The following is a 23,287-nucleotide window of genomic DNA, read 5'->3' as shown; positions in this document are numbered from 1 at the left end:
CCACCGTTCACCTGTCGAGATAGCCTCCGGCCATGGTCAACCGCGTACTCGCGCACACCGGCGCCCGGCACCCGGTCATCCAGGCGCCGATGGGCTGGATAGCCCGCTCCCGACTGGCCGCGGCCGTGTCCGCGGCGGGCGGTCTCGGGATGGTGGAGACCTCCTCCGGCGAGGTCGACGCGTGCCGTCGGGAGATCGACACGATGGTCGCCTCGGGGCTGCCGTTCGGGGTCAACCTGCCGCTGATGTTCCTGCGCGACGACCGGCTCGTGCGGCACGTGGCGGACGCGGGTGTGCGGTTCGTGACCACGTCGGCCGGCAATCCGGCGACCTTCGTGGGCCTGCTTCGCGAGCACGGCCTGACCGTCTATCACGTGGTGCCCTCGATCCGGGCCGCCCGCAAGGCGATCGAGGCCGGTGTGGACGGACTGGTGGTGGAGGGCGCCGAGGGCGGCGGCTTCAAGAATCCGGCCGAGGTCTCGCTGCTCGTGCTGCTCCAGGGCATCCGGGAGATCACCGACCTGCCCCTGGTCGCCGCCGGCGGCATCGTGGACGGGCGCGGCATGGCGGCGGCGTTCGCGCTCGGTGCGGAGGCGGTCCAGATGGGCACCCGCTTCCTGGCCTCGGCCGAGAGCCCGGTACACGCCCACTACAAGCAGGCGGTGTTGGCCGCGGACGAGACCGGGACCGTGGTGGTCAACCGCACGGGCAGCCCGACCATGCGGGTCCTGGGCACCGAGTTCTCCCGCGCGCTCGCCGCCTCCGGCGGGCCGGCGCACAGCTCGCTCGATGCGATCAAGCGGTTGTACTTCGACGGCGAGATGGAGGCGTCGCTCGCCTCCGCGGGTCAGTCGGTCGGCCTGGTGCACGACGTGGAGTCGGTGGCCGCGATCATCGAGCGGACGATGGCGGGGTTCCACGCGGCGATGGCGACGGCGGTGCGGCGGGCGGGCGAGCTCTGAGCCCGCCCGCGTCGGCCACCCGTGCCGCCGCCCACAACACGATCCCGCACAGCGCCCACGAGGCCAGCACGTCGGCGAGCCAGTGGTAGTCGCACCACAGCAGCGCGAACCCGATCAGGGCGCACAGCACGACCGCACCCAGGGCCCAGCGTCGGCCCGCCCGCGCCGAGCCGACACGCCCGAGCAGCAGTGCGGCGATCCCGTAGCAGACCGTCGAGGTCGCGGTGTGCCCGGACGGGAAGAAGCCCCATCCGTCGGCGGGCACCGGGGCTTCGCTCGGCCCCGGCCGTCCGATCAGATCCTTGCCGGCGATCACCGCGATCGTCACCACGAGCACGCCGCCCGCCGCGATGGCGATCGGGTACGCGCTGCGCCTGCGTACGGTCGCGAACAGCGCCGCGGCGGCGAGGGCGATCCCGGCCGGCAGTGGCCCGCCCAGGTCGGCCAGGACGTGCATCGGTCCGTCGAGTCGGGCCGCTCCGCTCGCGCCCGCGAGATCGCGGATTGCGTTGCGCACGGTGTGATCCAGGTCGAGCGAGGGTCCGCTTTCGGCCACTACCTGGACGGTGAGCGCGACGAGCGCGAGAAGGAGAATCAGCGGCAGTGCGAGGCCGCGCGTGTACTGTGAGTGAACAGACCACCGCCCCGGAACGGGGGGCGTTGTCCCGGGGCGGCCGCCGGCTTGCTCAGGGCCGGCGTCGGTGGAAGGTCTGTGCATCTCACTCGAAGATACGCGGAGAACAGGTCGGCGGGTTCCCGACGCGCGGCGTTCACACAAAGCCTGCACACGTTCTCCACGGTCTGGAAGGCGGGACATACACGCTGTACGTTGGAGCAATGAAGGGTGTGAGCGGCGTCACAGCACGTGTCGCGTGAGTCCGACCACCCGGGAGAGTCCAAGTACGCGGAGAACATCCGTAAGCAGGGCAAATCGACGGTTACTCGAGTGACGTGGCATTGACGCAATGTCGTCGATCGCCCCTCTGCTGTCAGCACGCAAAGGTAGGGTTGGCCAGGTGGTTGAAGAGTCCGATTACTCGACATACCGCGTGCCGTGCATCCCGGCCCCTGCGGGGAGCGGGCGCGTCCGCCGGACCGAGGTTCCGGTGGTGTCCAAGGGCGTCAAGGCGGGCGGTGCCGTGTTCGATTCCTCGGTGGAACCCCGACCGGGTCGGGGCGCGGGTGCGATGGGCGTGGTCCTGACCAGCGACCGTCAGCTGCGCGTCGTGCGCACGACCCGGCCGCGCGGCCTGCGACTCGAAGGCGAGATCGACCTCGCGAATGTGGACGTGGTGCGCCGCGTCCTGGCCGCCGCGTCCCGCGACGGCGGCGACGTCCGGGTGGACGTCGGCAAGCTCGCCTTCATCGACGTCGCGGGCCTGAGGGTGTTCGTCGACCAGGCCGGCGCGCTGTCCCGGCGCGGCGGACACATGATCCTGATCGGCGCGAGCCGGCAGATGTTGCGAGTGCTCGCACTGTGCGGCTGGGACGCGGTGCCGGGCCTGAGCATGGTCGAGCGGATCGCCCCGGCGCCGCGCCGACCGCGGCTCTGAGCACTCCCCGATCGCGGCACCGCAGCACTGCGGTCGGCCGGTCCGCGGCGGACGCCGCGACCCCCATCCGAGACACCGAACCCCCGTGCACCGGAGCATTCCGGCGGACGGGGGTTCGTGCTGTCGCGGCCGGCTCAGACCGAGGCGGCGAACGCCTCCTCGAGCACGTCCAGGCCCTCGACGAGCAGGTGCTCGGGGATCACCAGCGGCGGCAGGAAACGCAGCACGTTGCCGTAGGTGCCGGCGGTCAGCACCAGCAGACCCCGCGCGTGGCACGCCTTGGCGACCGCGCCGGCCAGCTCCGCGTTCGGCTCCTTGGAGCCGGGCTCGACCAGTTCGATCGCGATCATCGCGCCGCGACCGCGAACCTCGCCGATCTCGGCGAACTTCTCGCTCATCGTGCCCAGTCGGCCGAGCATGATCTCGCCGATCCGGCGGGCCGCGCCGTTGAGGTCGAGGCCGCGCATCGTCTCGATCGCGCCGAGCGCCGCGGCGCAGGCGACCGGGTTGCCGCCGTACGTGCCACCGAGGCCACCCGCATGGGCGGAATCCATGATCTCGGCGCGCCCGGTCACGGCGGCCAGCGGCAGGCCGCCCGCGATGCCCTTGGCGGTGGTGATCAGGTCCGGCACGATGCCCTCGTCGTCGCACGCGAACCACTGGCCGGTGCGGCAGAAGCCGGTCTGGATCTCGTCCGCCACGAACACGATGCCGTTCGCCTTGCAGAACTCGACGATCCTGGGCAGGAAGCCCTTGGCCGGCTCGATGAAGCCGCCCTCGCCCAGCACGGGTTCGATCACCACGGCGGCCACGTTGTGCGCGCCGATCTGCTTGGTGATCATGTCGATCGCCTGCGCCGCGGCCTCCTCGGCGCAGTTCTCCGCGCCGGTCAACCAGCGGTAGGGGTAGGCGACCGGGACCCGGTAGACCTCGGGGGCGAACGGGCCGAACGACTCCTTGTACGGCATGTTCTTCGCGGTCAGCGCCATGGTCAGGTTGGTGCGACCGTGATAGCCGTGGTCGAACACGACCACCGCGGGGCGCTTGGTGTGGGCACGCGCGATCTTGACCGCGTTCTCCACCGCCTCGGCGCCCGAGTTGAACAGCGCGGTGCGCTTGTCGTGATCACCCGGGGTCAGCTCGTTGAGCTGCTCGGCGACCGCCACGTACGACTCGTACGGGGTCACCATGAAGCACGTGTGGGTGAACCGCTGAAGCTGCTCGGACGCGCGGCGCACGACACCCTCGGCGGAGTTGCCGACGCTGGTCACCGCGATGCCGGAGCCGAAGTCGATCAGCGAGTTGCCGTCCACGTCGACGACCACGCCGCCACCCGCCTGGGTCACGAAGACCGGCAGGGTGGTGCTGACGCCGCGCGCGACCGCCGCGTTGCGACGCGTCATCAGCTCGGTCGACTTCGGGCCGGGGATGGCGGTGACGAGCCGGCGCTCCTGCGGGAGCGAGGGCCCGCCGGGCTGCGAAGCGCCCATGCTGGTCTCCTGTGGGTCGAGGCGGGGGGTTCGCGGTGGCACCGCGGTCCTATCGGCAGGCTAGGCGCCGGGCCGCGTTCGCCGCATGCGCCGCATCGGTTAATCACCCGGTTGCTTGTGTCCGGGATGGACAAATGCCGATCGGGCAGAACAACTCACGAACTCGTCGCGGACTCGCGCCGGAATGATCATCACGACGGTGGGTGCGGCGCCTAGATTGAGTTCCGGTCAGGGTGTGGTTCCGGGAGGGCGAGACGTGGACGTGGAACGGCCGGATTCCCCGGCGTCGCCGGCTGTCGAGGCCGAGGTCTTCGGGGCCGACCCGACGGGCCCGGGTGCCCCTGCGATCCGCCGCGCGCGGGCCGCCCGAGCACGGGTGCCGGCCCCGGCCGCGGCCGAGCGCGACGTCGATCCCGACGGCTTCGACCTGCGCGGCTGGCTGCGCGGCCCGCGACACCGGGAGGCCCCCGGCGTGTACGGCTACGGCCGGGACGAGCGGGAGATCAGGTTGCGGGCGGCCGAGCGCGACGCACGCACCCGGCCGGAGGCGGCGTTGGTCCGGCGTGCGGTGTTGTGGCTGGTGATCGCGGTGCTCAGCCTGAACTGGGTGATCGTCGCCTACGTCTGGCTGGTCCGGAAGATCATCCCGACCTTCATGTGGCCGCTGCTGTTCAACAACCTGCTCTACGTGGTGCTGTTCGTGCTGTTCGGCTACCTCGGCCGATGGCACGAGATCGCCTGGCCGTTCCTGCGCCCGTGGTGGCAACGGCTGGACCGCCGAGCCGAGCTGAACGGACGCCCGCGCCCCGAACAGTGGCGCCGCGCCGCGCTGTTCCTGGTCCTGGGCTTCGTCGCCTGGATCGCGCTGATGCGCCCGTTCGTCGCGCTGTTGCTGCTGATCTTCCCGCGCGGGCTGCTGCACGACGGGCAGTGGCTGGTCCGGCTCCTCTACAACGGCGGCTTCCTGTACGCGGCCGCGACGCTGGGCCGCTGGGAGGTGGTGCTCGGGCCGTACCTGCGCACTCCCGGCGAGCAGGTCGCGCCCGAAACCGAGGAGGCGCAGGTCGCCGAAGCGGAGTTGTGGCCGGAGTTGCGCGACGCGGGACAACACGAGGCCGCCGACGTGCTCGACCACGAGGTGTCCGCGGGCCGGGTGCGGGACGTGGACTACCTGCGGCTGCGCCGGGTGATCGAGGCCGGCGCGACGGACCCCGAATACCTCGCGGACGTGGCCGAGGAGGTCGTCGACCACGGCGCCGCCGCCTGTCGGCACGGCTCCGGGCAGCGCGACCTGCGGCCCCGGCGGGCCGAACACGACCTGTTCGCCGGCCAGGTGCGGGTCGGCGTGGGCACCGACCACCCGAAGAACCCGCCGCTGTACCGGGACACCCCCTTCGCCCTCGATCCGGACGTGCTCGGCGCCTCGATGCTCGTGGTCGGTGCGGCCCGGGCCGGCGAGCCGGCCCGGCTGCTGGAGCCGGTGGTCGAGACGATGAGCCTGCGCGCGCTGACCGGCTCCGCGTCGTTGGTGGTGATCGACGCCAAGGGCGACGAGTTCGACCGCCCGGGCGGCTACGACCTGGAAGTGATCGTCGGCGACCCGGAGTCGCCCTCGGGCCTGGACCTGTACGGCGGCGCGGCCTCGCCCGAGGACGCCGCCGACCGGCTCGCCGCCGCCGCGCTGCCGCCGAACATGGTCGGGCTCGGCGACGCCGCGGGCAACGCGCTGCGCCAGGTGCTCGGCGCGTACGTGGCCGGGCACGGCCGCTATCCCGAGGTGGGCACGCTGCTCGACCTGCTGGACGGCACCGAGGCCGCGCTCGCCGCACTGGAGCGCGCGCTGCGGGCCGCCGGCCGGTACGCCGAGCACGAGCGGGCGCTGCGCGCGATGGCGCGCGGCGACGACGACGCGCGGATGCTGGTGCAGCGCCTGGCGGTGCTGGAGCGACCCGGCGTCGCGGAGTTGTTCCACCCCGATCGGCAGCGCTTCGCGGCGGGCGACATCGACCGGCCGCTGCGGGTGCGGATCGCGCTGAACGAGGCCGCGCACCCCGAGGCGGCCCGGCTGATCGGCCGGCTCGTGTTGTCCCAGTTCGTCCAGGCGATGGCCACGCCCCGGCGCGAGCGCGGGCCGCGCAAGGTGTTCGCGTGCCTGGTCGCCGACGACGCGGGGCGGCTGGTGGACGACTACGCGGCCAAGGGCCTGCAATGGGCCCGCAACCGCCGGGCCGGCCTGGTCCTGTCGGTGCGCTCGCTCGACGACCTCGCCCCCGCCTTGCGGCACACCGTGTTTGCCGCGGCCGGCTGCAAGGCGGTGGTACCGGGCGCTTCGCGCACCGATGCCGAGTTGTTCGCCGAGTACTGGGGGATGACCAAGGAGCAGGAGAAGTCGATCACCATGGGCACGCCCGAGGGCGGGCTGGTCAAGCGGATCCGCTACTCGGTGCTGGGCGCGCTGTTCGGCGAGAAGGCGAGCGGGCGGTCCGAGCGGGTGACCACCCGCACCGTCGAGCGCTATCGCTGGTCCCCGAGCGAGATCACCGGCGACCTGCCGACCCGGCACGCCGTCGTCAGCCTGACCACCCGAAAGGGCGAGCGAACCCCTCCCGTGCTGATCGATCTCGGCCGCTGAGTCAGACTGGAAGCCTCTCCCACTCCGGTTTGGACAAAACGACATGCCGCCCACCCTCGCCTCCCTGGTCCGTGCCCCCGCCCTCGACCTGCGGGTGCTCGCGGGCAAGGGCGGGCTGGAGCGCGAGGTGCGGTGGGTGCACACCAGCGAACTCGCCGATCCCACGCCCTACCTGGAGGGTGGCGAACTGCTGCTCACCACCGGGATGAAGCTCGGCCGCAACAACGCCGAGCGGCGTGCCTACGTCGAGCGGCTCGCGGCGGCCGAGGTGGCCGGGCTCGGGATCGGGGTGGGCCTGACCCTGGACCGGGTGCCCGCGGTGATCGTCGAGGTCGCCGAGGCGTACGGCTTCCCGGTGTTCGAGGTGCCGCGTCCGACGCCGTTCATCGCGATCAGCAAGGTGGTCTCGTCGGCGCTGGCGGCCGAGCAGTACGAGACCGTCACCACCGGCTTCGCGGTCCAGCAGGAGCTGACCCGGGCCGCCGCCGGGCGCGAGGGTCCCGCGACGCTGATCCGCCGGCTCGCGGCCCGGTTGGACGGCTGGGCCGCGCTGTACGACGCGGACGGCACACTGCGCCAGGTCGCGCCCGCCGCGGCCCGGGCCCGTACCGACGGCCTGCGCGCCGACATCGAGAAGTTGCGCGGGATGCCCGCGCCGTCCTCCGCGTCGTTGCCGGGGATCGGGGGCGACGGGCGCGTGGTGGTGCAGTCGCTGGGTGCGGAGCGGCGGATCAGCGGCTTCCTGGCGGTGGGCACCGACCGGCCGCCGCGCACCGCCGACCGGCAGACCCTGGGCACCGCGGCCTCGCTGCTGACGCTGGCCCTGGAACAGTCCCGGGCCAGTGCCGACGCGGGCGCCCGGATGCGCACCGCGCTGCTGCGGCTGCTGCTCACCGGCGAGCGGGCGACGCCGACCGACCTGGCCCGCGACATCGCGGCCGACCTGCCGCCGGGACCGTGGCGGGTGCTGGTGGCCACCGGGCCCGAGCAGGTCGTGGCGGCGTTCGCGGAACGGTTGTGCACGCGGGCGGTCCGGGCCGGCACACCCGCGCTCACCGGCGAGTTGGGCGGGGCGACGGTGCTGGTGCTGCCGGAGTCGGTCGAGCCGGTGGAGCCGACGGACCTGCCCGGGCTGATCGCGGGCGTGTCCGGTCCGGTGGAGCCGGACGCCGCCGCGGACGGCTATCGGCAGGCCCTGGGCGCGCACGCGGTGGGACTGCGCTCGGAGAAGGCGCTGACCGTGCACGGCCGCGATGCCGGCGGGTTGTTGCCACTGCTGGACGGGGACGCCGTGCATGCGTGGGCCGAGCAACTGCTCGCCCCGTTGCGTGCGCACGACGCGGGCGGCCGGGGCGATCTGATCGGCTCGCTGCGCGCGTGGCTGGCCCGGCACGGGCAGTGGGACGCGGCGGCCGGCGACCTGGGCGTGCACCGGCACACACTGCGGTACCGCATCCGCCGGGCCGAGGAGATCCTCGGCCGTACCCTGGACGATCCGGACACCCGCGCCGAACTGTGGTTCGCGCTGCGCGACCCGAGCCGGGACCGTGAGGACAAGTCGTAGTACCGGCGATATGCGATTCGCCGAGATGGACAAAACCGCGTGCGCACGATCGGCCTACCGTTGGGTCACCGGGATCATCGGCGCCCGTTGACGGAGAAGGAGCAGCAGTGACCACCACCCACGCGTTCTGGTCGGCGGGCCGACAGGCCGTCGGCGAGACGACCTTCGACGTCACGAACTCGTACGACGGCCGGCTCGTCGGCCGGGTCTCCGAGCCCACCGACGCGCAGATCGAGGAGGCCGTCGCCGCGGCGCACGCCGTCGCGCACGAGTTCGCCGCGCTGCCCGCCTTCCGGCGCGCCGCGGCCCTGGACCACGTGGCCAAGCGGCTCGGCGAGCGCACCGAGGAGATCGCCCGACTGATCACCGCCGAGAACGGCAAGCCGATCAAGTGGGCGCGCGGCGAGGTCGGCCGCGCGGTGTCGGTGTTCCGCTGGGCGGCCGAGGAGGCCCGCCGGTTCAACGGCGAGGGCATGCGCCTGGACACCGATGCGGGTGGCACCGGTCGTTACGCGTTGGTCCGCCGGATCCCCAAGGGCGTGGTGCTGGGCATCGCGCCGTTCAACTTCCCGCTCAACCTGGTCGCGCACAAGGTTGCCCCGGCGATCGCGGTCGGTGCACCGATCATCCTCAAGCCCGCGCCGGCCACCCCGCTGTCCGCGCTCGTGCTCGGCGAGATCCTGGCCGAGACCGACCTGCCCGCCGGTTCGTGGAGCGTGCTGCCGGTGCCCAACGACCGGATGCCGGCGCTGGTGAAGGACGAGCGGCTGCCGGTCATCTCGTTCACCGGCTCGGGCCCGGTGGGCTGGAGCATCATGGACTCGGTGCCGCGCAAGCACGTCACGCTGGAGCTGGGCGGCAACGCCGCCGCCGTCGTGCTCGCCGACTGGTCCTCCGAGGCCGACCTGGAGTGGGCCGCGCAGCGGATCGCGACCTTCTCCAACTACCAGGGCGGCCAGTCCTGCATCTCGGTGCAGCGGGTGATCGCCGACGCGAGCGTCTACGACCGCCTCGTGGAGAAGATCGTGGCGAAGGTGGCCGCCCAGGTCACCGGCGACCCCGAGGACGACACGGTCGACGTCGGCCCGCTGGTCAGCGTCGCCGCCGCCGAGCGGGTCCAGGCATGGGTGGACGAGGCCGTGCAGGCCGGCGCCAAGGTGCTCACCGGCGGTACCCGCGACGGCGCCTCCTACGCGCCGACGGTGCTCAGCGAGGTCCCGGCCGGCGTCACCATCGCCTGCGAGGAGGTCTTCGGCCCGGTGCTCACGCTGACCCGGGTGGACGGCACGGACGCCGCGTTCGCCGCGGTCAACGACTCCGAATTCGGCCTCCAGGCCGGAGTGTTCACCCACGACATCCAGACCGCCTTCCGGGCCCAGCGCGAACTGGAGGTGGGCGGCGTGATCATCGGCGACGCCCCCTCCTACCGCGCCGACCAGATGCCCTACGGCGGCGCGAAGAACTCCGGCGTCGGCCGCGAGGGCGTCACGTACGCGATGACCGACTTCACGTACGAACGCGTCATGGTGCTCACGGGCCTGGCCCTGTAGACACCCCTTCGACGAAGGGCCCGGCCACCTGGGGTGGTGCCGCCGGGCCCTTTCGCACGTACGGAGCAGCCTCCTCTGGACAAATGGATGTCACTCGGCATTCAGTGGACGTGCACGGGCAGGTAACACCGGTCGGTAACAACGTCGGTTCCGCTGCGAGTCCGCGAGGAGTCCGCCATGCCCCCTGTCAGCGAACGCGAAGCCCGCAAGGTTGCCGAGGAAGCCCGGCAACAGGACTGGGACAAGCCCAGTTTCGCCAAGGAGCTCTTCCTCGGGCGTTTTCGGCTCGACCTCGTCCACCCGCATCCCGAGGCCGATCCGGAGGAGATCCGTCGGGGGGAGGAATTCCTCGCGGTGCTGCGCGAGTTCCTCTCCACCCGGGTGGACCCCACGGTGATCGAGCGCGACGCGCGGATCCCGGACGAGGTGATCAAGGGCCTGGCCGAGATCGGCGCGCTGGGCATGAAGATCGACCCCGAGTACGGCGGCCTGGGCCTGAGCCAGCTCTACTACAACAAGGCGCTGGTCCTGGTCGGCTCGGTCAACGCCGCGCTCGGCGCGCTGTTGTCCGCGCACCAGTCGATCGGGGTGCCGCAGCCGGTCAAGATGTTCGGCACCGACGCGCAGAAGCGCGAGTTCCTGCCGCGCTGCGTGCGTGAGGTCAGCGCGTTCCTGCTCACCGAGCCCGACGTCGGCTCGGACCCGGCCCGACTGGCCACCTCCGCGGTGCCCACCGAGGACGGCGAGGCGTACGTCCTGGACGGCGTGAAGTTGTGGACCACCAACGGTGTGGTCGCCGGACTGCTCGTGGTGATGGCCCGGGTGCCCAAGGCGGAGGGCCGGCGCGGCGGCATCACCGCGTTCGTGGTGGACGCGGACAGCCCCGGCATCACCGTGGAGAACCGCAACTCCTTCATGGGCCTGCGCGGTATCGAGAACGGGGTGACCCGCTTCCACAACGTCCGGGTGCCCGCCGCGAATCGGATCGGCGCCGAGGGCGCGGGCCTGAAGATCGCGCTGACCACCCTCAACACCGGCCGACTCTCGCTGCCCGCGATGTGCGCCGGTGCCGCCAAGTGGTCGCTCAAGGTGGCCCGCGAATGGGCGGGCGAGCGCGAGCAGTGGGGCCGGCCGATCGCCGGCCACGAGGCGGTCGCGGGCAAGATCGCCTACATCGCGGCCAGTGCCTTCGCGCTGGAGGCGGTGCTGGAGCTGACCGCCCGGATGGCCGACGAGGGCCGCCGCGACATCCGGATCGAGGCGGCACTGGCGAAGCTGTACGCGTCCGAGGTGGGCTGGACGGTCAGCGACGAACTCGTACAGATCCGAGGTGGTCGCGGCTACGAGACGGCCGCCTCGTTGCGCGCCCGCGGCGAACGCGGCGTCCCCGCCGAGCAGATGTTGCGGGACATGCGGATCAACCGGATCTTCGAGGGCTCGACCGAGATCATGCACCTGCTGATCGCGCGCGAGGCGGTGGACGCGCACCTGGCCGTGGCCGGCGACATCATCGACCCCGAGGCGGACCTGAAGGCCAAGGGCAAGGCCGCCGCCGACGCGGGCGTCTTCTACGCCAAGTGGCTGCCCAAGCTGGTCACCGGCAAGGGCCAGGTGCCCACCTCCTACCGCGAGTTCGCCCCGGTCGGCGCGCCGAGCCTGGCCGCGCACCTGCGCTTCGTCGAGCGTTCCTCACGTCGGCTGGCCCGTTCCACCTTCTACGGCATGGCCCGCTGGCAGGGCGCGATGGAGCGCAAGCAGGGCTTCCTCGGCCGGATCGTGGACATCGGCGCCGAACTGTTCGCGATGAGCGCGGTGTGCGTGCGAGCCGACATGTTGCGCCGGCGCGACCTCGAACAGGGCCGGGCCGCCTACGAACTCGCCGACCTGTTCTGCCGGCAGGCGCAGATCCGGGTGGACGAGTTGTTCGGCCGGTTGTGGACCAACACCGACGCGTTGGACGTCAAGGCGGTCGAGGGCGTGCTCGCGGGCCGGCATCTGTGGCTGGAGGAGGGTGTGCTGGACCCGTCCACCGAGGGCCCCTGGATCGCCGACGCGACGCCCGGCCCCACCAGGGTCGACAACGTGCACCGACCCGTCGGCTGATCCGCACGCGGCCGGCGGGAGCCTCCCGCCGGCCGCATGCGCCGACCCGCACCCGTTCGCGGCCGGCCCGCGCGGGCAATCGGCCGACCTGCGCTCGGCGCCGGGCCGGCGCGGGCCACAATGGTCGGATGGACTCCCTGGCCGATCCGTACGCGCCCTTCGCCGCCCCCGACCAGTCGACCACCCGGCGGGACATCGTCCTGCTCGGCTCCACCGGGTCGATCGGGACCCAGACCGTCGACGTGGTTCGCGCCCACCCCGAGCTGTTCCGGATCGTCGGCCTGTCCGCCGGCGGCGGCCGGGTGGACGAGCTGGCCCGACAGGCGCTCGAACTGGAGGTCGAGGTGGTCGCGGTGGCCAAGGCGTCCGCCGCGCAGGACCTGCAGCTGGCCTTCTACGCCGAGGCGCAGCGCCGCGGCTACGCCAAGGGGCAGTACAAGCTGCCGCGCATCCTGGCCGGCCCCACCGCCGCCACCGAGCTCGCCGCGCACCCGTGCGACGTGGTCCTGAACGGGATCACCGGTTCGATCGGCCTGGCCCCCACCCTCGCCGCGCTGACCGCGGGTCGCACTCTCGCGCTGGCCAACAAGGAGTCGCTGATCGTCGGCGGCCCGCTGGTCAAGGCGATCGCCAAGCCCGGCCAGATCGTCCCGGTCGACTCCGAGCACTCGGCGCTGATCCAGGCCCTGCGCGGTGGTCGTGCCGACCAGGTCAAGCGGCTCGTGGTGACCGCCAGCGGCGGCCCGTTCCGCGGTCGCAGCCGCGCCGACCTGGTCGACGTCACGCCCGAGCAGGCCGCGGCCCACCCCACCTGGGACATGGGCCCGGTGATCACGATCAACTCGGCGACCCTGGTCAACAAGGGGCTCGAAGTGATCGAGGCGCACCTGCTCTACGACATCCCGTTCGACCGGATCGACGTCGTCGTGCACCCGCAGTCGATCGTGCACTCGATGGTCGAGTTCGTGGACGGCTCGACCCTGGCGCAGGCATCGCCGCCGGACATGCGGCTGCCGATCGCGCTCGGCCTGTCCTGGCCGGACCGGGTGCCGGACGTCGCGGCGGGCTGCGACTGGACCAAGGCGGCCACGTGGGAGTTCTTCCCGCTCGACCACGAGGCGTTCCCGGCGGTCGAGCTGGCGTGCGCCGCGGGGCGCGCCGGCGGCACCGCGCCGGCCGTGTTCAACGCGGCCAACGAGGAGTGTGTGGACGCGTTCATCGCGGGACACCTGAAGTTCAACGGCATCACCGACACGGTCGCCGCCGTCGTGAGCGAGCATGATGTACGTGGGGACGGCAACCGGCTGACGCTGGAGGACGTCCTCGACGCGGAGGACTGGGCGCGCCGACGGGCACGCGAGATCATCGCCCACGGAGGAGAACCCCGTTGACCCTGTTCATGACGATCCTCGGCATCGTCGTCTTTGTCGTGGGCCTGCTGTTCTCCATCGCCTGGCACGAGGCGGGCCACCTGATCACCGGCAAGATGTTCGGTGTGCGGGTGCCGCAGTACATGGTCGGCTTCGGCAGGACGTTGTGGTCGAAGAAGATCGGCGAGACCGAGTACGGCATCAAGGCCGTACCCGCCGGCGGCTACTGCCGACTGATCGGGATGTTTCCGCCGGACGCGAGCGGTCGGATCCAGGCACGCAGCACCTCGCCCTGGCGCAGCATGATCGAGGACGCGCGGGAGGCCTCCTACGAGGAGGTCGGCCCGGGCGACGAGAACCGGCTGTTCTACCAGCGCAAGCCCTGGCAGCGGACGATCATCATGCTGGCCGGGCCGTTCATGAACCTGATCCTGGCCATCGCGCTGTTCGCGGTGTTCCTGATGGGCTTCGGCATCAACCAGCCCAGTACCACCGTGAGCACCGTCTCCGAGTGTGTGGTCAGTGCCGACGCCAAGACCGACAAGTGCCCGCCCGGCGCCGTCGACGCACCGGGCAAGGCCGCCGGACTGCGCGCGGGCGACAAGATCCTCAGCTACAACGGCACGAGGATCCACGACTACGACAAGCTGCGCGATCTGATCCGCAAGACCGAGGGCCAGGCCACCATCGTGGTCGAGCGCAAGGGGCAGCAGCTCACCCTCACCCCGACCATCGCCCGCAACAAGGTGGCCAAGCTGGACGGCCACGGCGTGCCGATCCCCGGCCAGTTCCTGGAGAACACCGGCTTCCTCGGCTTCAGCCCGGCAAGCGGCATCCAGCGGCAGAGCGCGTCGCAGTCGGTCACCTACATGACGGACATGGTCGACAACGCCTTCCACAGCATGCTGCGCATCCCGCAGAAGGTGCCCGCGCTGTGGGGCGCGGCCTTCCAGGGCGACGAGCGCGACCAGGACTCGCCGGTGGGTGTGGTCGGCGCGGCTCGGGTCGGCGGCGAGGTCGCCGCGCTCGACGTGCCGGCGTCCCAGCGGGTGGGCCTGATGGTTTTCATCATCGCGGGCTTCAACCTGTCGCTGTTCCTGTTCAACATGCTGCCGCTGCTCCCGCTGGACGGCGGACACGTGGTCGGCGCGTGGTGGGAGTCGCTGCGCCGGGGGATCGCGAGCCTGCGCAGGAAGCCCGACCCGGGTCCGTTCGACGTGGCCAAGCTGATGCCGGTGGCCTACGTGGTGGCGTCGATCTTCATCGCCTTCACCGTTTTGGTGTTGATCGCCGACGTGATCAACCCGGTCAAGCTGACCTAGCGCGATACACCCGTCTCGTGCGACCCCCCACGCCGGCCCGCTTGTGTCGATCAGGCAACAGCTGGGTCGGCACGGGGGTACGGGCGCGTCCGCACCGGTGTGCGGTGGCGTAGCGTTGAGTCGACCCACCCCGCCGAACCCACGGGACTAAAGCGAAGATGACCGCGATCCAGCTCGGAATGCCGTCCGTACCTGCCCGGCCCCTCACGCCGCGCCGCAAGTCACGGCAGATCATGGTCGGCAACGTGGCCGTCGGCGGAGACGCCCCGGTGTCGGTGCAGTCCATGACGACCACCCTGACCTCCGACGTCAATGCCACGCTTCAGCAGATCGCCGAGCTGACCGCCTCCGGCTGCCAGATCGTCCGGGTCGCGGTGCCCTCGCAGGACGACGCAGACGCGCTGCCCGCGATCGCCCGCAAGTCGCAGATCCCGGTGATCGCGGACATCCACTTCCAGCCGAAGTACGTGTTCGCCGCGATCGACGCCGGCTGCGCCGCAGTGCGGGTGAACCCGGGCAACATCAAGCAGTTCGACGACAAGATCGCCGAGATCGCCAAGGCCGCGTCCGCCGCCGGCACCCCGATCCGGATCGGCGTCAACGCCGGGTCGCTGGACAAGCGGCTGCTGGCCAAGCACGGCAAGGCCACCCCGGAGGCGCTGGTCGAATCCGCGCTGTGGGAGTGCTCGCTGTTCGAGGAGCACGACTTCCGGGACATCAAGATCTCGGTCAAGCACAACGACCCGGTCGTGATGATCGAGGCCTACCGGCTGCTCGCCGAGCGCTGCGACTACCCGCTGCACCTGGGTGTCACCGAGGCCGGCCCCGCGTTCCAGGGCACGATCAAGTCCTCGGTCGCGTTCGGCGCGCTGCTCGCGCAGGGCATCGGCGACACCATCCGGGTCTCGCTCTCCGCTCCGCCGGTCGAGGAGATCAAGGTCGGCAACCAGATCCTGGAGTCGCTGGGGCTGCGGCAGCGCGGCCTGGAGATCGTCTCCTGCCCGTCCTGTGGCCGCGCCCAGGTCGACGTGTACAAGCTCGCCGAGGAGGTCACCGCGGGCCTGGACGGGCTCAAGGTGCCGCTGCGGGTGGCCGTGATGGGCTGCGTCGTCAACGGCCCCGGCGAGGCCCGCGAGGCGGACCTGGGCGTGGCGTCCGGCAACGGCAAGGGCCAGATCTTCGTCAAGGGCGAGGTGATCAAGACCGTGCCCGAGTCGAAGATCGTGGAGACCCTGATCGACGAAGCGCTCAAGCTCGCCGAGCAGATGCAGGCGGACGGCGTGATCAGCGGCGACCCGATCGTCGACATCGCCTGAGCCGAGCCCCCGAGGCCTGCTCGATCCGGCCCGCTCTCCGCCCACTGACTCCGGGCCGACTCGGCCGACCACCCCGCGTGGTCCCCGCCGACGCGCCCGGACCGCCGCCCGACCGGATCAATCCACTCGCCCACCCGAGTGACATATCGTTGATGCGCCCCTACCCCCGGTAATCGCCCCCGATCATCGAGACACATGATCGGGGCGTCGCCCCCGGGGGAGGGGCGTCGTGCGTGGGACGCATCATCGCGACCGGACTGGCCGTCGCCGGCATGATCATGGGCACCGCGGCGGTGCCCGCAAGCGGGCCCGCCCCCGGCGATCGGCCGGCCGCCCGGTCGGCGCCGGGCATCGCCTGGGGCGGCTGCCCGGCCGACGTCGCCGCACCCGGAGTGCGCTGCGGAACGCTGGCCGTGCCGGTCGACCACGCGCGCGCCGACGGGCCCACCACCACGCTGGGCGTCTCGCTCGCACGGGCTACGGGCGGCCGGCCCCGGCGCGGCATGATCGTGGTCAACCCCGGCGGCCCGGGCGGCGGCGGCATGTGGCTGGCCGACCTGGTGCGGCACGCGCTGCCGGAACGGGTGCGGCAGAGCTACGACATCGTCGGCGTCGACCCGCGCGGCAACCACCACAGCGACCCGATCTCCTGCGTCGACCCGAGCTTCGACCGGGCCCCGAAGCCGGACCCGGTGCCCGCCACACCGCAGGACGAGCAGCGGCTGATCGAGCGCGCCCGCAGCTACGCGCGCGGCTGCGCCGAGCGGGCCGGCGACCTGTTGCCGCACCTGGGCACCCTGGAGAACGCGCGCGACCTCGACCTGCTCCGCGCCGCGCTCGGCGAACCCCGGATCTCCTTCATCGGCTGGTCCTACGGCACCTACCTCGGCGCGGTCTACGGACACCTGTTCCCCGAGCGGGTCGACCGGATGATCCTGGACAGCGTCGTCGACCCCCGCCCGGACCAGGTCTGGTACGGATCCAACCTGCGTCAGGACGTCGCCTTCCAGGACCGCTGGCGCGACCTCGTCGCGGCCGAGGGCGCCGACCTGGACGACGTGCTCGCCCGCACCCTCGCCGTCGTCCGGGCCGAGCCCGCGGGCGGCACCGTGGGCCCCGCCGAACTGCGCGACATCGCCACCCGGGTCCTGTACAACTCGCAGGCCTGGCCGGAGTTCGCCAAGGCGCTGCGCGCCCACGACCGGGGCGATCCGGCGCCGCTGGCCGCGCTGTACGCCCCGCCCACCGCGCAGGACGCCAACGGCACCGCGATCTACACCGCGGTCGAATGCCACGACGGCCCGTGGCCGCGCGACTGGTCGGTGTGGGACCGTGACGCCCGCGCCGTGGACCTGACCGCGCCCCTGGTGACCTGGTCCAACACGTGGCTGAACGCACCCTGTGCGTTCTGGCCGGTGCCCGCCCGCACGCCGCCGACGATCGACGGGCACGACCTGCCGCCGGTGTTGCTCGTCCAGGGCACCCGCGATCCGGCCACCCCACTCGCCGGGGCGAGCGCGCTGCACCGGGCGCTGCCCTCCTCGCACCTGATCACCGTGCTCGACGAGGGCGACCACGGGATCCTCGCGTTCCAGCCCGATCCGTGCGTCCTGCGGGCGGCCTCGGCCTATCTGACCGACGGCACGCTCCCGCCGGGCCGCGACACCACCTGTGAGGCATCGTGACCCGCCCCGTCCGCGTCCTGCTGGCGGGCGCGTTGACCGCCGCCGTGCTCACCGCCGCCGGTCCGGCCCGGGCGGACACCGAGCCGATCGTGTGGGGCGACTGCCCGCCGGGCACCGCGACGGGGGAGCGCTGCGGCACCATCGGCGCGCCGCTGGACCACGCGCGCCCGGCCGGCCCGCGGATCCGGGTCGGCGTCTCGAAGGTCGCGGCCACCGGGACGAAGGCGGAGTACCGGGGCATCCTGGCGGTCAACTTCGGCGGTCCGGGCGCCGCCGCCGTCGGCTCGATGGCGGCGCTCGCCGGCGGCCTGCCCGAGCGGCTGCGCCGGGCCTACGACCTGATCGGCTTCGACCTGCGCGGGCGCGGCACCAGTACGCGCGTGGAGTGCACCGACCCGGAGACCTTCGGACGCGCGCCCAGGCCCGACCCGGCGATGCCCGGCAGCCGGGCGGCGCACCTGGCCGCGACCCGCGCGTTCGCCGACGGTTGCCGCAGGTCCGCCGGCGAGCTGCTGCCGCACCTGACCACCCGGGACATCGCCCGCGACCTCGACCTGGTCCGGGCCGCGTTCGGCGCCGAACGGCTCTCGATCCTGGGCTACTCCTACGGCAGCTACCTGGGTGCGGTCTACGGGCAGCTCTTCCCGAACCGGGTGTACCGGATGCTGCTCGACAGCCTGGTCGACCCCACCGAGGTCTGGTACGGAACCGGTTTCCTGCAGGCCCGAGGGTTCGACGCGCGCCGGCACGACTGGGCCGCGTGGACCGCCGCCCGAGCGGACCGCTTCCACCTGGGCGACACCGGCACGGCCGTGCTGGCGACCTGGGACCGGCTGCGCGGCGAACTCGCCGCACACCCGGCGGGCGGCGTGTTCGGCGGCGTCGAACTCGACCAGTACACGCTCGGCAAGCTGTACACCGACCGGGACTGGGCGAGCATGTCCGGTCCGCTCGCGGACTACGCGTCGGGCGATCCGGCCGCACTGATCGCCGGGCGCAAACCGGCGACCCCGGACGAGGTCAACTTCGAGTCGGTCATGCAGACGGTCACCTGCGCGGACGCGCCCGCGCCGGCCGACGAGTCGGTGTTCGAGCGCGACATGGCCGTGCTCCGGGCCCGGCACGGCGCGCTGGGCGCCGCCATCGCCTCCCCCGGCGCGTGCCTGTACCTCCAGAGCAACACCGCGCCGCCGACCCGGATCGACGGCGCCGGCCTGCCCGGTGTGCTGCTCGTGCAATCCGTCGGCGACCCGGCGACGCCCTACGACGGGGCTCTGCGCATGCACGCGGCGCTGCCCTCGTCGCGGCTGCTCACCGTGCGCGGCAACGGCAACCACGGGCACTACCTCGTCGACGGTCCGTGCGTCGACGACCGGGGCACCGCCTACCTGGTCGACGGCGCCCTGCCCGCGACCGACGTCGAGTGCACCGAACCGGCTCAGACCGACCCCGATCCGCGCCGATCGGCGGTCGTGCACCCGCACCGCTGACCCGCCCGCCGGGGGCCCGCCGGCCCCGGCCGCCGATCCCGCCGCCTCCCGGGCGGCACAGGCGGCCCGGACCTGCATAGGGTGGTGCCGCAAGACTGGCATTTCCCCAAGGTCCGCCTGATGGCATGGTGAGGCACGTGCTGAGCTCGGTTTCCACCAAGGTCCTGGACGGGACCGACCTGTCCGCCGTCCAGGCGCTGCTCGACCGTGACCCCGTCACGAACGTCTTCGTCGCGTCCCGGGTCCGACTCGCCGGCGTCGACCCGTGGCGACTCGGCGGCGAACTGTGGGGCTACTACGAGGGCGGGCGGCTGACGTCGCTGTGCTACGCGGGCGCGAACCTGGTCCCGGTCGAGGCCGGACCGGACGCCATACGCTCGTTCGCCGAGCGGGCCCGCCGCCAGGGCCGGCGCTGCTCGTCGATCGTCGGCCCGGCCGAGGCGGCCGCCGGCCTGTGGCGCCTGCTCGAACCCGTGTGGGGCCCGGCCCGCGAGGTCCGGCCGGTGCAGCCGCTCATGGTCGCCGAGGAACCGTCCCGCGAGGTGGCCCCGGATCCGCTGGTGCGCCGGGTGCGTCCGGACGAGTTGGATCTGGTGATGCCCGCGTGCGTGGCGATGTTCACCGAGGAGGTCGGCGTCTCGCCGCTGATCGGCGACGGCGGTACCCTCTACCGCGCCCGGGTGGCCGAACTCATCGCGGGCGGGCGGGCGTTCGCCCGGATCGAGGACGGCAAGGTGGTGTTCAAGGCGGAGATCGGCGCGGTCACCCGGCACGCGTGCCAGATCCAGGGCGTGTGGGTGGCCCCCGAGCGGCGCGGCGAGGGCCTGTCCGAGATCGGCATGGCGGCCGTACTGCGCCACGCGCTCGGCGAGGTGGCCCCGATCGCCAGCCTGTACGTGAACAGCTACAACGGCCCCGCGCGCGCGGCCTACCGGCGGGTCGGCTTCGCCGAGACCGGGGCCTTCATGAGCGTGCTGTTCTGATCCGGTCCGTGCTGTCCGGACAGCGGCGACGATCCGACCCCAGGGAGTGCGTGTGCTGATGGAGTGGACGTGCCGGGTCGTCGATCTCGCCGAGTACGCGGACGAGGCGGTCGACGTCCAGGCCGGCGCGTTCGGTCTGGCCGACGACGAGATCGCGGTGCGGCAGCGGATAATGCGGCGGCATGCGACCTTCGCCGGAGTGCGCTCCCTGGGCGCGTTCGACGCCGCCGGTCGACTGGTGGGATTCGGTTACGGCTATCCCAACCTCACCGATCAGTGGTGGAGCCTGGTGATCGAACCGCACCTGGCCCGGGCCGGACACCGGGCCTGGCTGGACGAGTCGTTCGTGGTCGGCGAACTGCACGTGCTGCCGCGCTGGCAGGGGCACGGCATCGGACGCACCCTGATCACGCTGCTGTGCCGGGGCCAGGACCGCTCGCACATCCTGCTGTCCGCGATCGACGAACCGACGCCGGCCCGCCGGCTGTACCACGGCCTGGGCTTTCGGGACCTGGCCCGCCCGGTGCTGTTCCCGGGCAATGCCCGCCCCTACGCGGTGATGGGCGCGATCCTGCCGTTCACGTGACCCGCCGCCCCAGCCGGGGGTCGCGGATCAGGACAGCCACTCCGCGACGGACAGCAGGTCCTCGCCCACCGGATCCTCGACCGACATGCACCACAGGCCCAGCGCCAGCGCCTGCACCAGCGCCCAACCGCGCACCCGCTCGGCGTCCAGGTCCAAGGCGTTCGCCAGCCAGGTCACCCGCCGCCGGACCAGCGCCTGCGGGCGCGGCTCGGCGACCACCGTGGCCATCCGGTCCCGCACCAGCGCACCCAGATCGAAGGCCCGTTCGCCGAGCATCGGCCGCGGGTCGATGGCCAGCCACTTCGCCCGCTCGGCGGCCAGCACGTTGCCGTGGTGGAGGTCGGTGTGCAGGACCACCACCTCGGGCTGCGACGCGGCCAGCTCGCGGCACAGCGTCACCGCCTCCTCGACCAGCGCCGCGGGACACGGGCCGGCCAGGTCCGCGTACCGGCGCGGGATCGATTCGCCCCAGTGTTCGGCCCGATCGGCGACCGGCTCGATCGCGCAGTCCGCGGGCGGGCTCACCCACAATCTGCGGACCACCTCGGCGGCCTCCAGCATCGCCCGGTCCTCGGCCAACGAACGCAGCGACACGTCCGGCTGGAGCCGCTCCAGCAACAGCGCGCCGTGCTCGGGATCCGCGTCGAGCAGGCGAACCGCCCCGACGCCGTTCCACAGCGCGAGCGCGCTCGCCTCGTGCGCGGTGTAGCGGTCGATCAGGCCGAGCTTGAGGGTGGCCGGCGTGCCGTCCGGGCGCCGGACCAGGAGGGTCAGGCTGAGTGCGCCGCCGGGAATGACGGCCCGTTCCACGGTCAGCTCCCAGCGCCGCGCGTACTCGGCGACCGCGTCCGGCAGCCCCGCCAGCCACGGGCGGGCCACCTCCTCGCCGCACCACCGCAGAGCGGTTCGGGTCAAGCGCTCCGGGACCTCGACCCGATCGCTCACGTGCGGCTCCCGGTCGTCGGCGCCGCCGGGTCGGCGGGCGCGGGCAGCCCCGGGAACGCGGTGCTCGCGCCCCGCCAGCGCACCGCCCACACCGCGCTCTCGCGCAACCAGCCCGCCGCCTCGGCGCGCAACGGCGTCCCGGCCGCGGCCACCAACTCGCCCAGATGCAGCGCGACTCCGTCCTCCAGGTAGACCGCCAGCCGGGTCGCGTCGGCGGGCGTGGCCACCGCGAACGGGATCGTGTACGCGGGCGCCGCCGGCTGCGCCGCCGCGCCCCGGTCGGCGATCAGCCGCGCGATCGTGTCCCGGCGGGCCCGGTGCGTGTCCAGCGCGGTGCGGGCCTGGGTGCGCGCGGCACCGGTCAATCGGCCGCCGGCCACGCCGTAGCCGTAGACGGCCGCGTGCTCCGCGTCCAGCGCGTCGCGCAGTGCCTCGACCTCGGGGGTGGCGGACCCGGACGGGGTCGGCCGCGGCGTGCTCACGATGCGCTCCGAAGCAGTTGGGCGTGACCCGCCAGGCACGCGGCGGTGGCGGCCAGCGTGCGGGCGAGTTCGGGGGAGACCGCGTCCAGTCCGGTCAGCCGCTCGTCGGAGGCCTGCTGCGCCCCGTCGGCGAGCCCGGCGCTCGCGGCGGCGAGGTCCTCCGGCGCGCTGCCGGCGGGCGGCGCGGAGTGCGACGCGCCCCCGGCGAAGGCGGTCAGGTGTTGGCGCAGCTCCACCGACAGCGGCCGGATGCGTTCGGCCAGCGGGGCGTGTCGGGCGGCGACCGCGTCGTAGCGCGCGAGCAGCGCCCCGGTCGCCGCGTGGGCCCGCTGCCGCGCCGCGTCGTCCGCTTTGCGCCGCCCCTGGTCCGAGCCCCCGCCGCCGTCGTCGCAACCGGCGATCGTGGCGGCGATCGTCGCCGCGGCCACGGTGCCGAGGACGGCCCGTCGCGTCGGCCCCGCGTCGCGCATGCGTCCCGCTCCTGACCCTCGTCCGTGATGTCCGTTGCCGGCCCCTGGCCGTGTCGGACGCTACCGCATGTGCGGGCGTGCGAACCTCTGCGGACATCGGGCGTACGCCGGGCGGACGTGCGCGAGATGGGCTCCGGACCGGATACTGTTGTCCTTCCACGACCCGCCCCGGCGGTCGACGCACCTGAGACAACAGCACACGCAGCCGAGGAGTCACCCGGATGAGCACCACCACGTTGGACCGGCTGCGGGAGTTGCTGGAGCCAGTGGTATCGACGGTGGGCGTGGATCTGGAGGATCTCTCCCTCACCCCCGCCGGCAAGCGCCGCGTGTTGCGCGTGATGGTGGCCGCCGACGACGGCGTCGACCTGGACAAGGTGGCCGAGGTCAGTCGGGCCGTCTCCGACGTGCTCGACCCGAGCGACGTACTGGGCAGCCTGCCCTATCAGTTGGAAGTCACCACCCCGGGCGTGGACCGCCCGCTGACGCTGGAGCGCCACTGGCGCCGCGCGGCGGATCGGCTGGTCCAGGTCCAGCTGCACGACGGCGGCACCGTGACCGGCCGGATCGGCGCGAGCGACGCCGAGGGCGTGGAGCTGGACGTCGAGGGAAAGCCGCGCCGGCTGGCGTACGACGAGGTGGCCAGGGCGGTCGTGCAGGTCGAGTTCAACCGCAGGAACGCGGACCCGGCGGCCACCGCCGAGGACGACGAGGACACCGAGGACACCGAGGTCGAGGACATCGACCCCGACAACGACGACACCATGGACGAGGAGGCGTAGGA

Annotated in this window: 19 protein-coding genes; 14 read left to right on the top strand and 5 right to left on the bottom strand. The window is 72.7% G+C overall.

Annotated features, from left to right (window positions below; translation table 11 throughout):
- Nucleotides 1–32 precede the first annotated feature (32 nt).
- Nucleotides 33–962, top strand: a complete 930-nt coding sequence (locus ACFZBU_RS08945; RefSeq protein WP_391582800.1) for an NAD(P)H-dependent flavin oxidoreductase — start codon at nt 33–35, stop codon at nt 960–962.
- Here the strand turns inward: ACFZBU_RS08945 and ACFZBU_RS08940 are convergent.
- Nucleotides 892–1,479 carry a phosphatase PAP2 family protein gene (locus ACFZBU_RS08940; protein ID WP_391582799.1) on the bottom strand — a complete coding sequence of 196 codons (588 nt, stop codon included), beginning with the start codon at nt 1,477–1,479 and terminating at the stop codon, nt 892–894. The genes ACFZBU_RS08945 and ACFZBU_RS08940 overlap by 71 nt on opposite strands.
- Nucleotides 1,480–2,071: 592 nt before the next feature.
- Here ACFZBU_RS08940 and ACFZBU_RS08935 point away from each other — a divergent pair.
- A complete protein-coding gene (locus ACFZBU_RS08935; RefSeq protein ID WP_391582798.1) occupies nt 2,072–2,515 on the top strand; it encodes an anti-sigma factor antagonist in 444 nt (147 codons plus the stop codon).
- A gap of 134 nt (nt 2,516–2,649) precedes the next feature.
- On the opposite strand, the gene gabT is transcribed toward ACFZBU_RS08935, so the two are convergent.
- Nucleotides 2,650–4,005, bottom strand: a complete 1,356-nt coding sequence (gene gabT / locus ACFZBU_RS08930) for a 4-aminobutyrate--2-oxoglutarate transaminase (RefSeq protein WP_391582797.1) — start codon at nt 4,003–4,005, stop codon at nt 2,650–2,652.
- Nucleotides 4,006–4,261: 256 nt separating this feature from the next.
- Here gabT and ACFZBU_RS08925 point away from each other — a divergent pair, with 256 nt between their 5' ends.
- From ACFZBU_RS08925 to ACFZBU_RS08875, 11 genes are all read left to right on the top strand, one after another.
- A complete protein-coding gene (locus tag ACFZBU_RS08925) occupies nt 4,262–6,637 on the top strand; it encodes a hypothetical protein (RefSeq protein WP_391582796.1) in 2,376 nt (791 codons plus the stop codon).
- A 43-nt stretch (nt 6,638–6,680) separates the two neighbouring features.
- Entirely contained in the window at nt 6,681–8,201 is a 1,521-nt protein-coding gene (locus ACFZBU_RS08920; RefSeq protein WP_391582795.1) for a PucR family transcriptional regulator, read from the top strand.
- A gap of 107 nt (nt 8,202–8,308) precedes the next feature.
- A complete protein-coding gene (locus ACFZBU_RS08915; RefSeq protein ID WP_391582794.1) occupies nt 8,309–9,751 on the top strand; it encodes an aldehyde dehydrogenase family protein in 1,443 nt (480 codons plus the stop codon).
- A 177-nt stretch (nt 9,752–9,928) separates the two neighbouring features.
- Nucleotides 9,929–11,854, top strand: coding sequence for an acyl-CoA dehydrogenase family protein (locus tag ACFZBU_RS08910; RefSeq protein WP_391582793.1), 1,926 nt, complete (start codon nt 9,929–9,931; stop codon nt 11,852–11,854).
- Between the two features lie 128 nt (nt 11,855–11,982).
- Nucleotides 11,983–13,245, top strand: a complete 1,263-nt coding sequence (gene dxr, locus ACFZBU_RS08905; protein WP_391582792.1) for a 1-deoxy-D-xylulose-5-phosphate reductoisomerase — start codon at nt 11,983–11,985, stop codon at nt 13,243–13,245.
- Between the two features lie 8 nt (nt 13,246–13,253).
- Nucleotides 13,254–14,546 (top strand): M50 family metallopeptidase, encoded by a 1,293-nt coding sequence (locus ACFZBU_RS08900; RefSeq protein WP_391583073.1) that lies wholly within the window; start codon nt 13,254–13,256, stop codon nt 14,544–14,546.
- A gap of 158 nt (nt 14,547–14,704) precedes the next feature.
- Complete coding sequence (gene ispG, locus ACFZBU_RS08895; RefSeq protein WP_391582791.1) at nt 14,705–15,862, top strand: flavodoxin-dependent (E)-4-hydroxy-3-methylbut-2-enyl-diphosphate synthase; 1,158 nt, start codon at nt 14,705–14,707, stop codon at nt 15,860–15,862.
- Nucleotides 15,863–16,095: 233 nt separating this feature from the next.
- Nucleotides 16,096–17,547 carry an alpha/beta hydrolase gene (locus tag ACFZBU_RS08890; RefSeq protein WP_391582790.1) on the top strand — a complete coding sequence of 484 codons (1,452 nt, stop codon included), beginning with the start codon at nt 16,096–16,098 and terminating at the stop codon, nt 17,545–17,547.
- A complete protein-coding gene (locus ACFZBU_RS08885; RefSeq protein ID WP_391582789.1) occupies nt 17,544–19,037 on the top strand; it encodes an alpha/beta hydrolase in 1,494 nt (497 codons plus the stop codon). The genes ACFZBU_RS08890 and ACFZBU_RS08885 overlap by 4 nt, the downstream gene beginning before the upstream one ends.
- A gap of 125 nt (nt 19,038–19,162) precedes the next feature.
- Entirely contained in the window at nt 19,163–20,020 is an 858-nt protein-coding gene (locus tag ACFZBU_RS08880) for a GNAT family N-acetyltransferase (RefSeq protein ID WP_391582788.1), read from the top strand.
- A 58-nt stretch (nt 20,021–20,078) separates the two neighbouring features.
- Nucleotides 20,079–20,606 carry a GNAT family N-acetyltransferase gene (locus tag ACFZBU_RS08875; protein WP_391582787.1) on the top strand — a complete coding sequence of 176 codons (528 nt, stop codon included), beginning with the start codon at nt 20,079–20,081 and terminating at the stop codon, nt 20,604–20,606.
- Nucleotides 20,607–20,633: 27 nt separating this feature from the next.
- Here ACFZBU_RS08875 and ACFZBU_RS08870 read toward each other — a convergent pair whose 3' ends face one another.
- The 3 genes from ACFZBU_RS08870 to ACFZBU_RS08860 are packed head-to-tail and all read right to left on the bottom strand — an operon-like array spanning nt 20,634 to nt 22,503.
- Nucleotides 20,634–21,551: an aminoglycoside phosphotransferase family protein gene (locus tag ACFZBU_RS08870; protein WP_391582786.1), complete on the bottom strand. Its 918-nt coding sequence runs from the start codon at nt 21,549–21,551 to the stop codon at nt 20,634–20,636.
- Nucleotides 21,548–22,033 carry a ferritin-like domain-containing protein gene (locus tag ACFZBU_RS08865; protein WP_391582785.1) on the bottom strand — a complete coding sequence of 162 codons (486 nt, stop codon included), beginning with the start codon at nt 22,031–22,033 and terminating at the stop codon, nt 21,548–21,550. Before ACFZBU_RS08865 ends, ACFZBU_RS08870 begins: the two co-directional genes overlap by 4 nt.
- Nucleotides 22,030–22,503: a hypothetical protein gene (locus ACFZBU_RS08860; protein ID WP_391582784.1), complete on the bottom strand. Its 474-nt coding sequence runs from the start codon at nt 22,501–22,503 to the stop codon at nt 22,030–22,032. Before ACFZBU_RS08860 ends, ACFZBU_RS08865 begins: the two co-directional genes overlap by 4 nt.
- Nucleotides 22,504–22,724: 221 nt before the next feature.
- Between ACFZBU_RS08860 and rimP the strand changes: the two genes are divergently transcribed.
- Nucleotides 22,725–23,285 (top strand): ribosome maturation factor RimP, encoded by a 561-nt coding sequence (gene rimP, locus ACFZBU_RS08855; RefSeq protein WP_391582783.1) that lies wholly within the window; start codon nt 22,725–22,727, stop codon nt 23,283–23,285.
- The last annotated feature ends 2 nt before the right edge of the window (nt 23,286–23,287 follow it).

The sequence above is a fragment of the Embleya sp. NPDC008237 genome (assembly GCF_042956465.1).
Lineage (GTDB): Bacteria > Actinomycetota > Actinomycetes > Streptomycetales > Streptomycetaceae > Embleya.
This window is presented reverse-complemented; position numbering and strand designations above follow the sequence as displayed.

Excerpts from the sequence above, each read along its gene's own strand:
- ACFZBU_RS08945 (WP_391582800.1), top strand. The coding sequence starts at position 33 with ATGGTCAACCGCGTACTCGCGCACACCGGCGCCCGGCACCCGGTCATC.
- ACFZBU_RS08880 (WP_391582788.1), top strand. The coding sequence starts at position 19,163 with ATGGTGAGGCACGTGCTGAGCTCGGTTTCCACCAAGGTCCTGGACGGG.
- ACFZBU_RS08900 (WP_391583073.1), top strand. The coding sequence starts at position 13,254 with ATGACGATCCTCGGCATCGTCGTCTTTGTCGTGGGCCTGCTGTTCTCC.
- dxr (WP_391582792.1), top strand. The coding sequence starts at position 11,983 with ATGGACTCCCTGGCCGATCCGTACGCGCCCTTCGCCGCCCCCGACCAG.
- ACFZBU_RS08860 (WP_391582784.1), bottom strand. The coding sequence starts at position 22,503 with ATGCGCGACGCGGGGCCGACGCGACGGGCCGTCCTCGGCACCGTGGCC.
- ACFZBU_RS08910 (WP_391582793.1), top strand. The coding sequence starts at position 9,929 with ATGCCCCCTGTCAGCGAACGCGAAGCCCGCAAGGTTGCCGAGGAAGCC.
- ispG (WP_391582791.1), top strand. The coding sequence starts at position 14,705 with ATGACCGCGATCCAGCTCGGAATGCCGTCCGTACCTGCCCGGCCCCTC.
- ACFZBU_RS08875 (WP_391582787.1), top strand. The coding sequence starts at position 20,079 with ATGGAGTGGACGTGCCGGGTCGTCGATCTCGCCGAGTACGCGGACGAG.
- ACFZBU_RS08920 (WP_391582795.1), top strand. The coding sequence starts at position 6,681 with ATGCCGCCCACCCTCGCCTCCCTGGTCCGTGCCCCCGCCCTCGACCTG.
- gabT (WP_391582797.1), bottom strand. The coding sequence starts at position 4,005 with ATGGGCGCTTCGCAGCCCGGCGGGCCCTCGCTCCCGCAGGAGCGCCGG.
- rimP (WP_391582783.1), top strand. The coding sequence starts at position 22,725 with ATGAGCACCACCACGTTGGACCGGCTGCGGGAGTTGCTGGAGCCAGTG.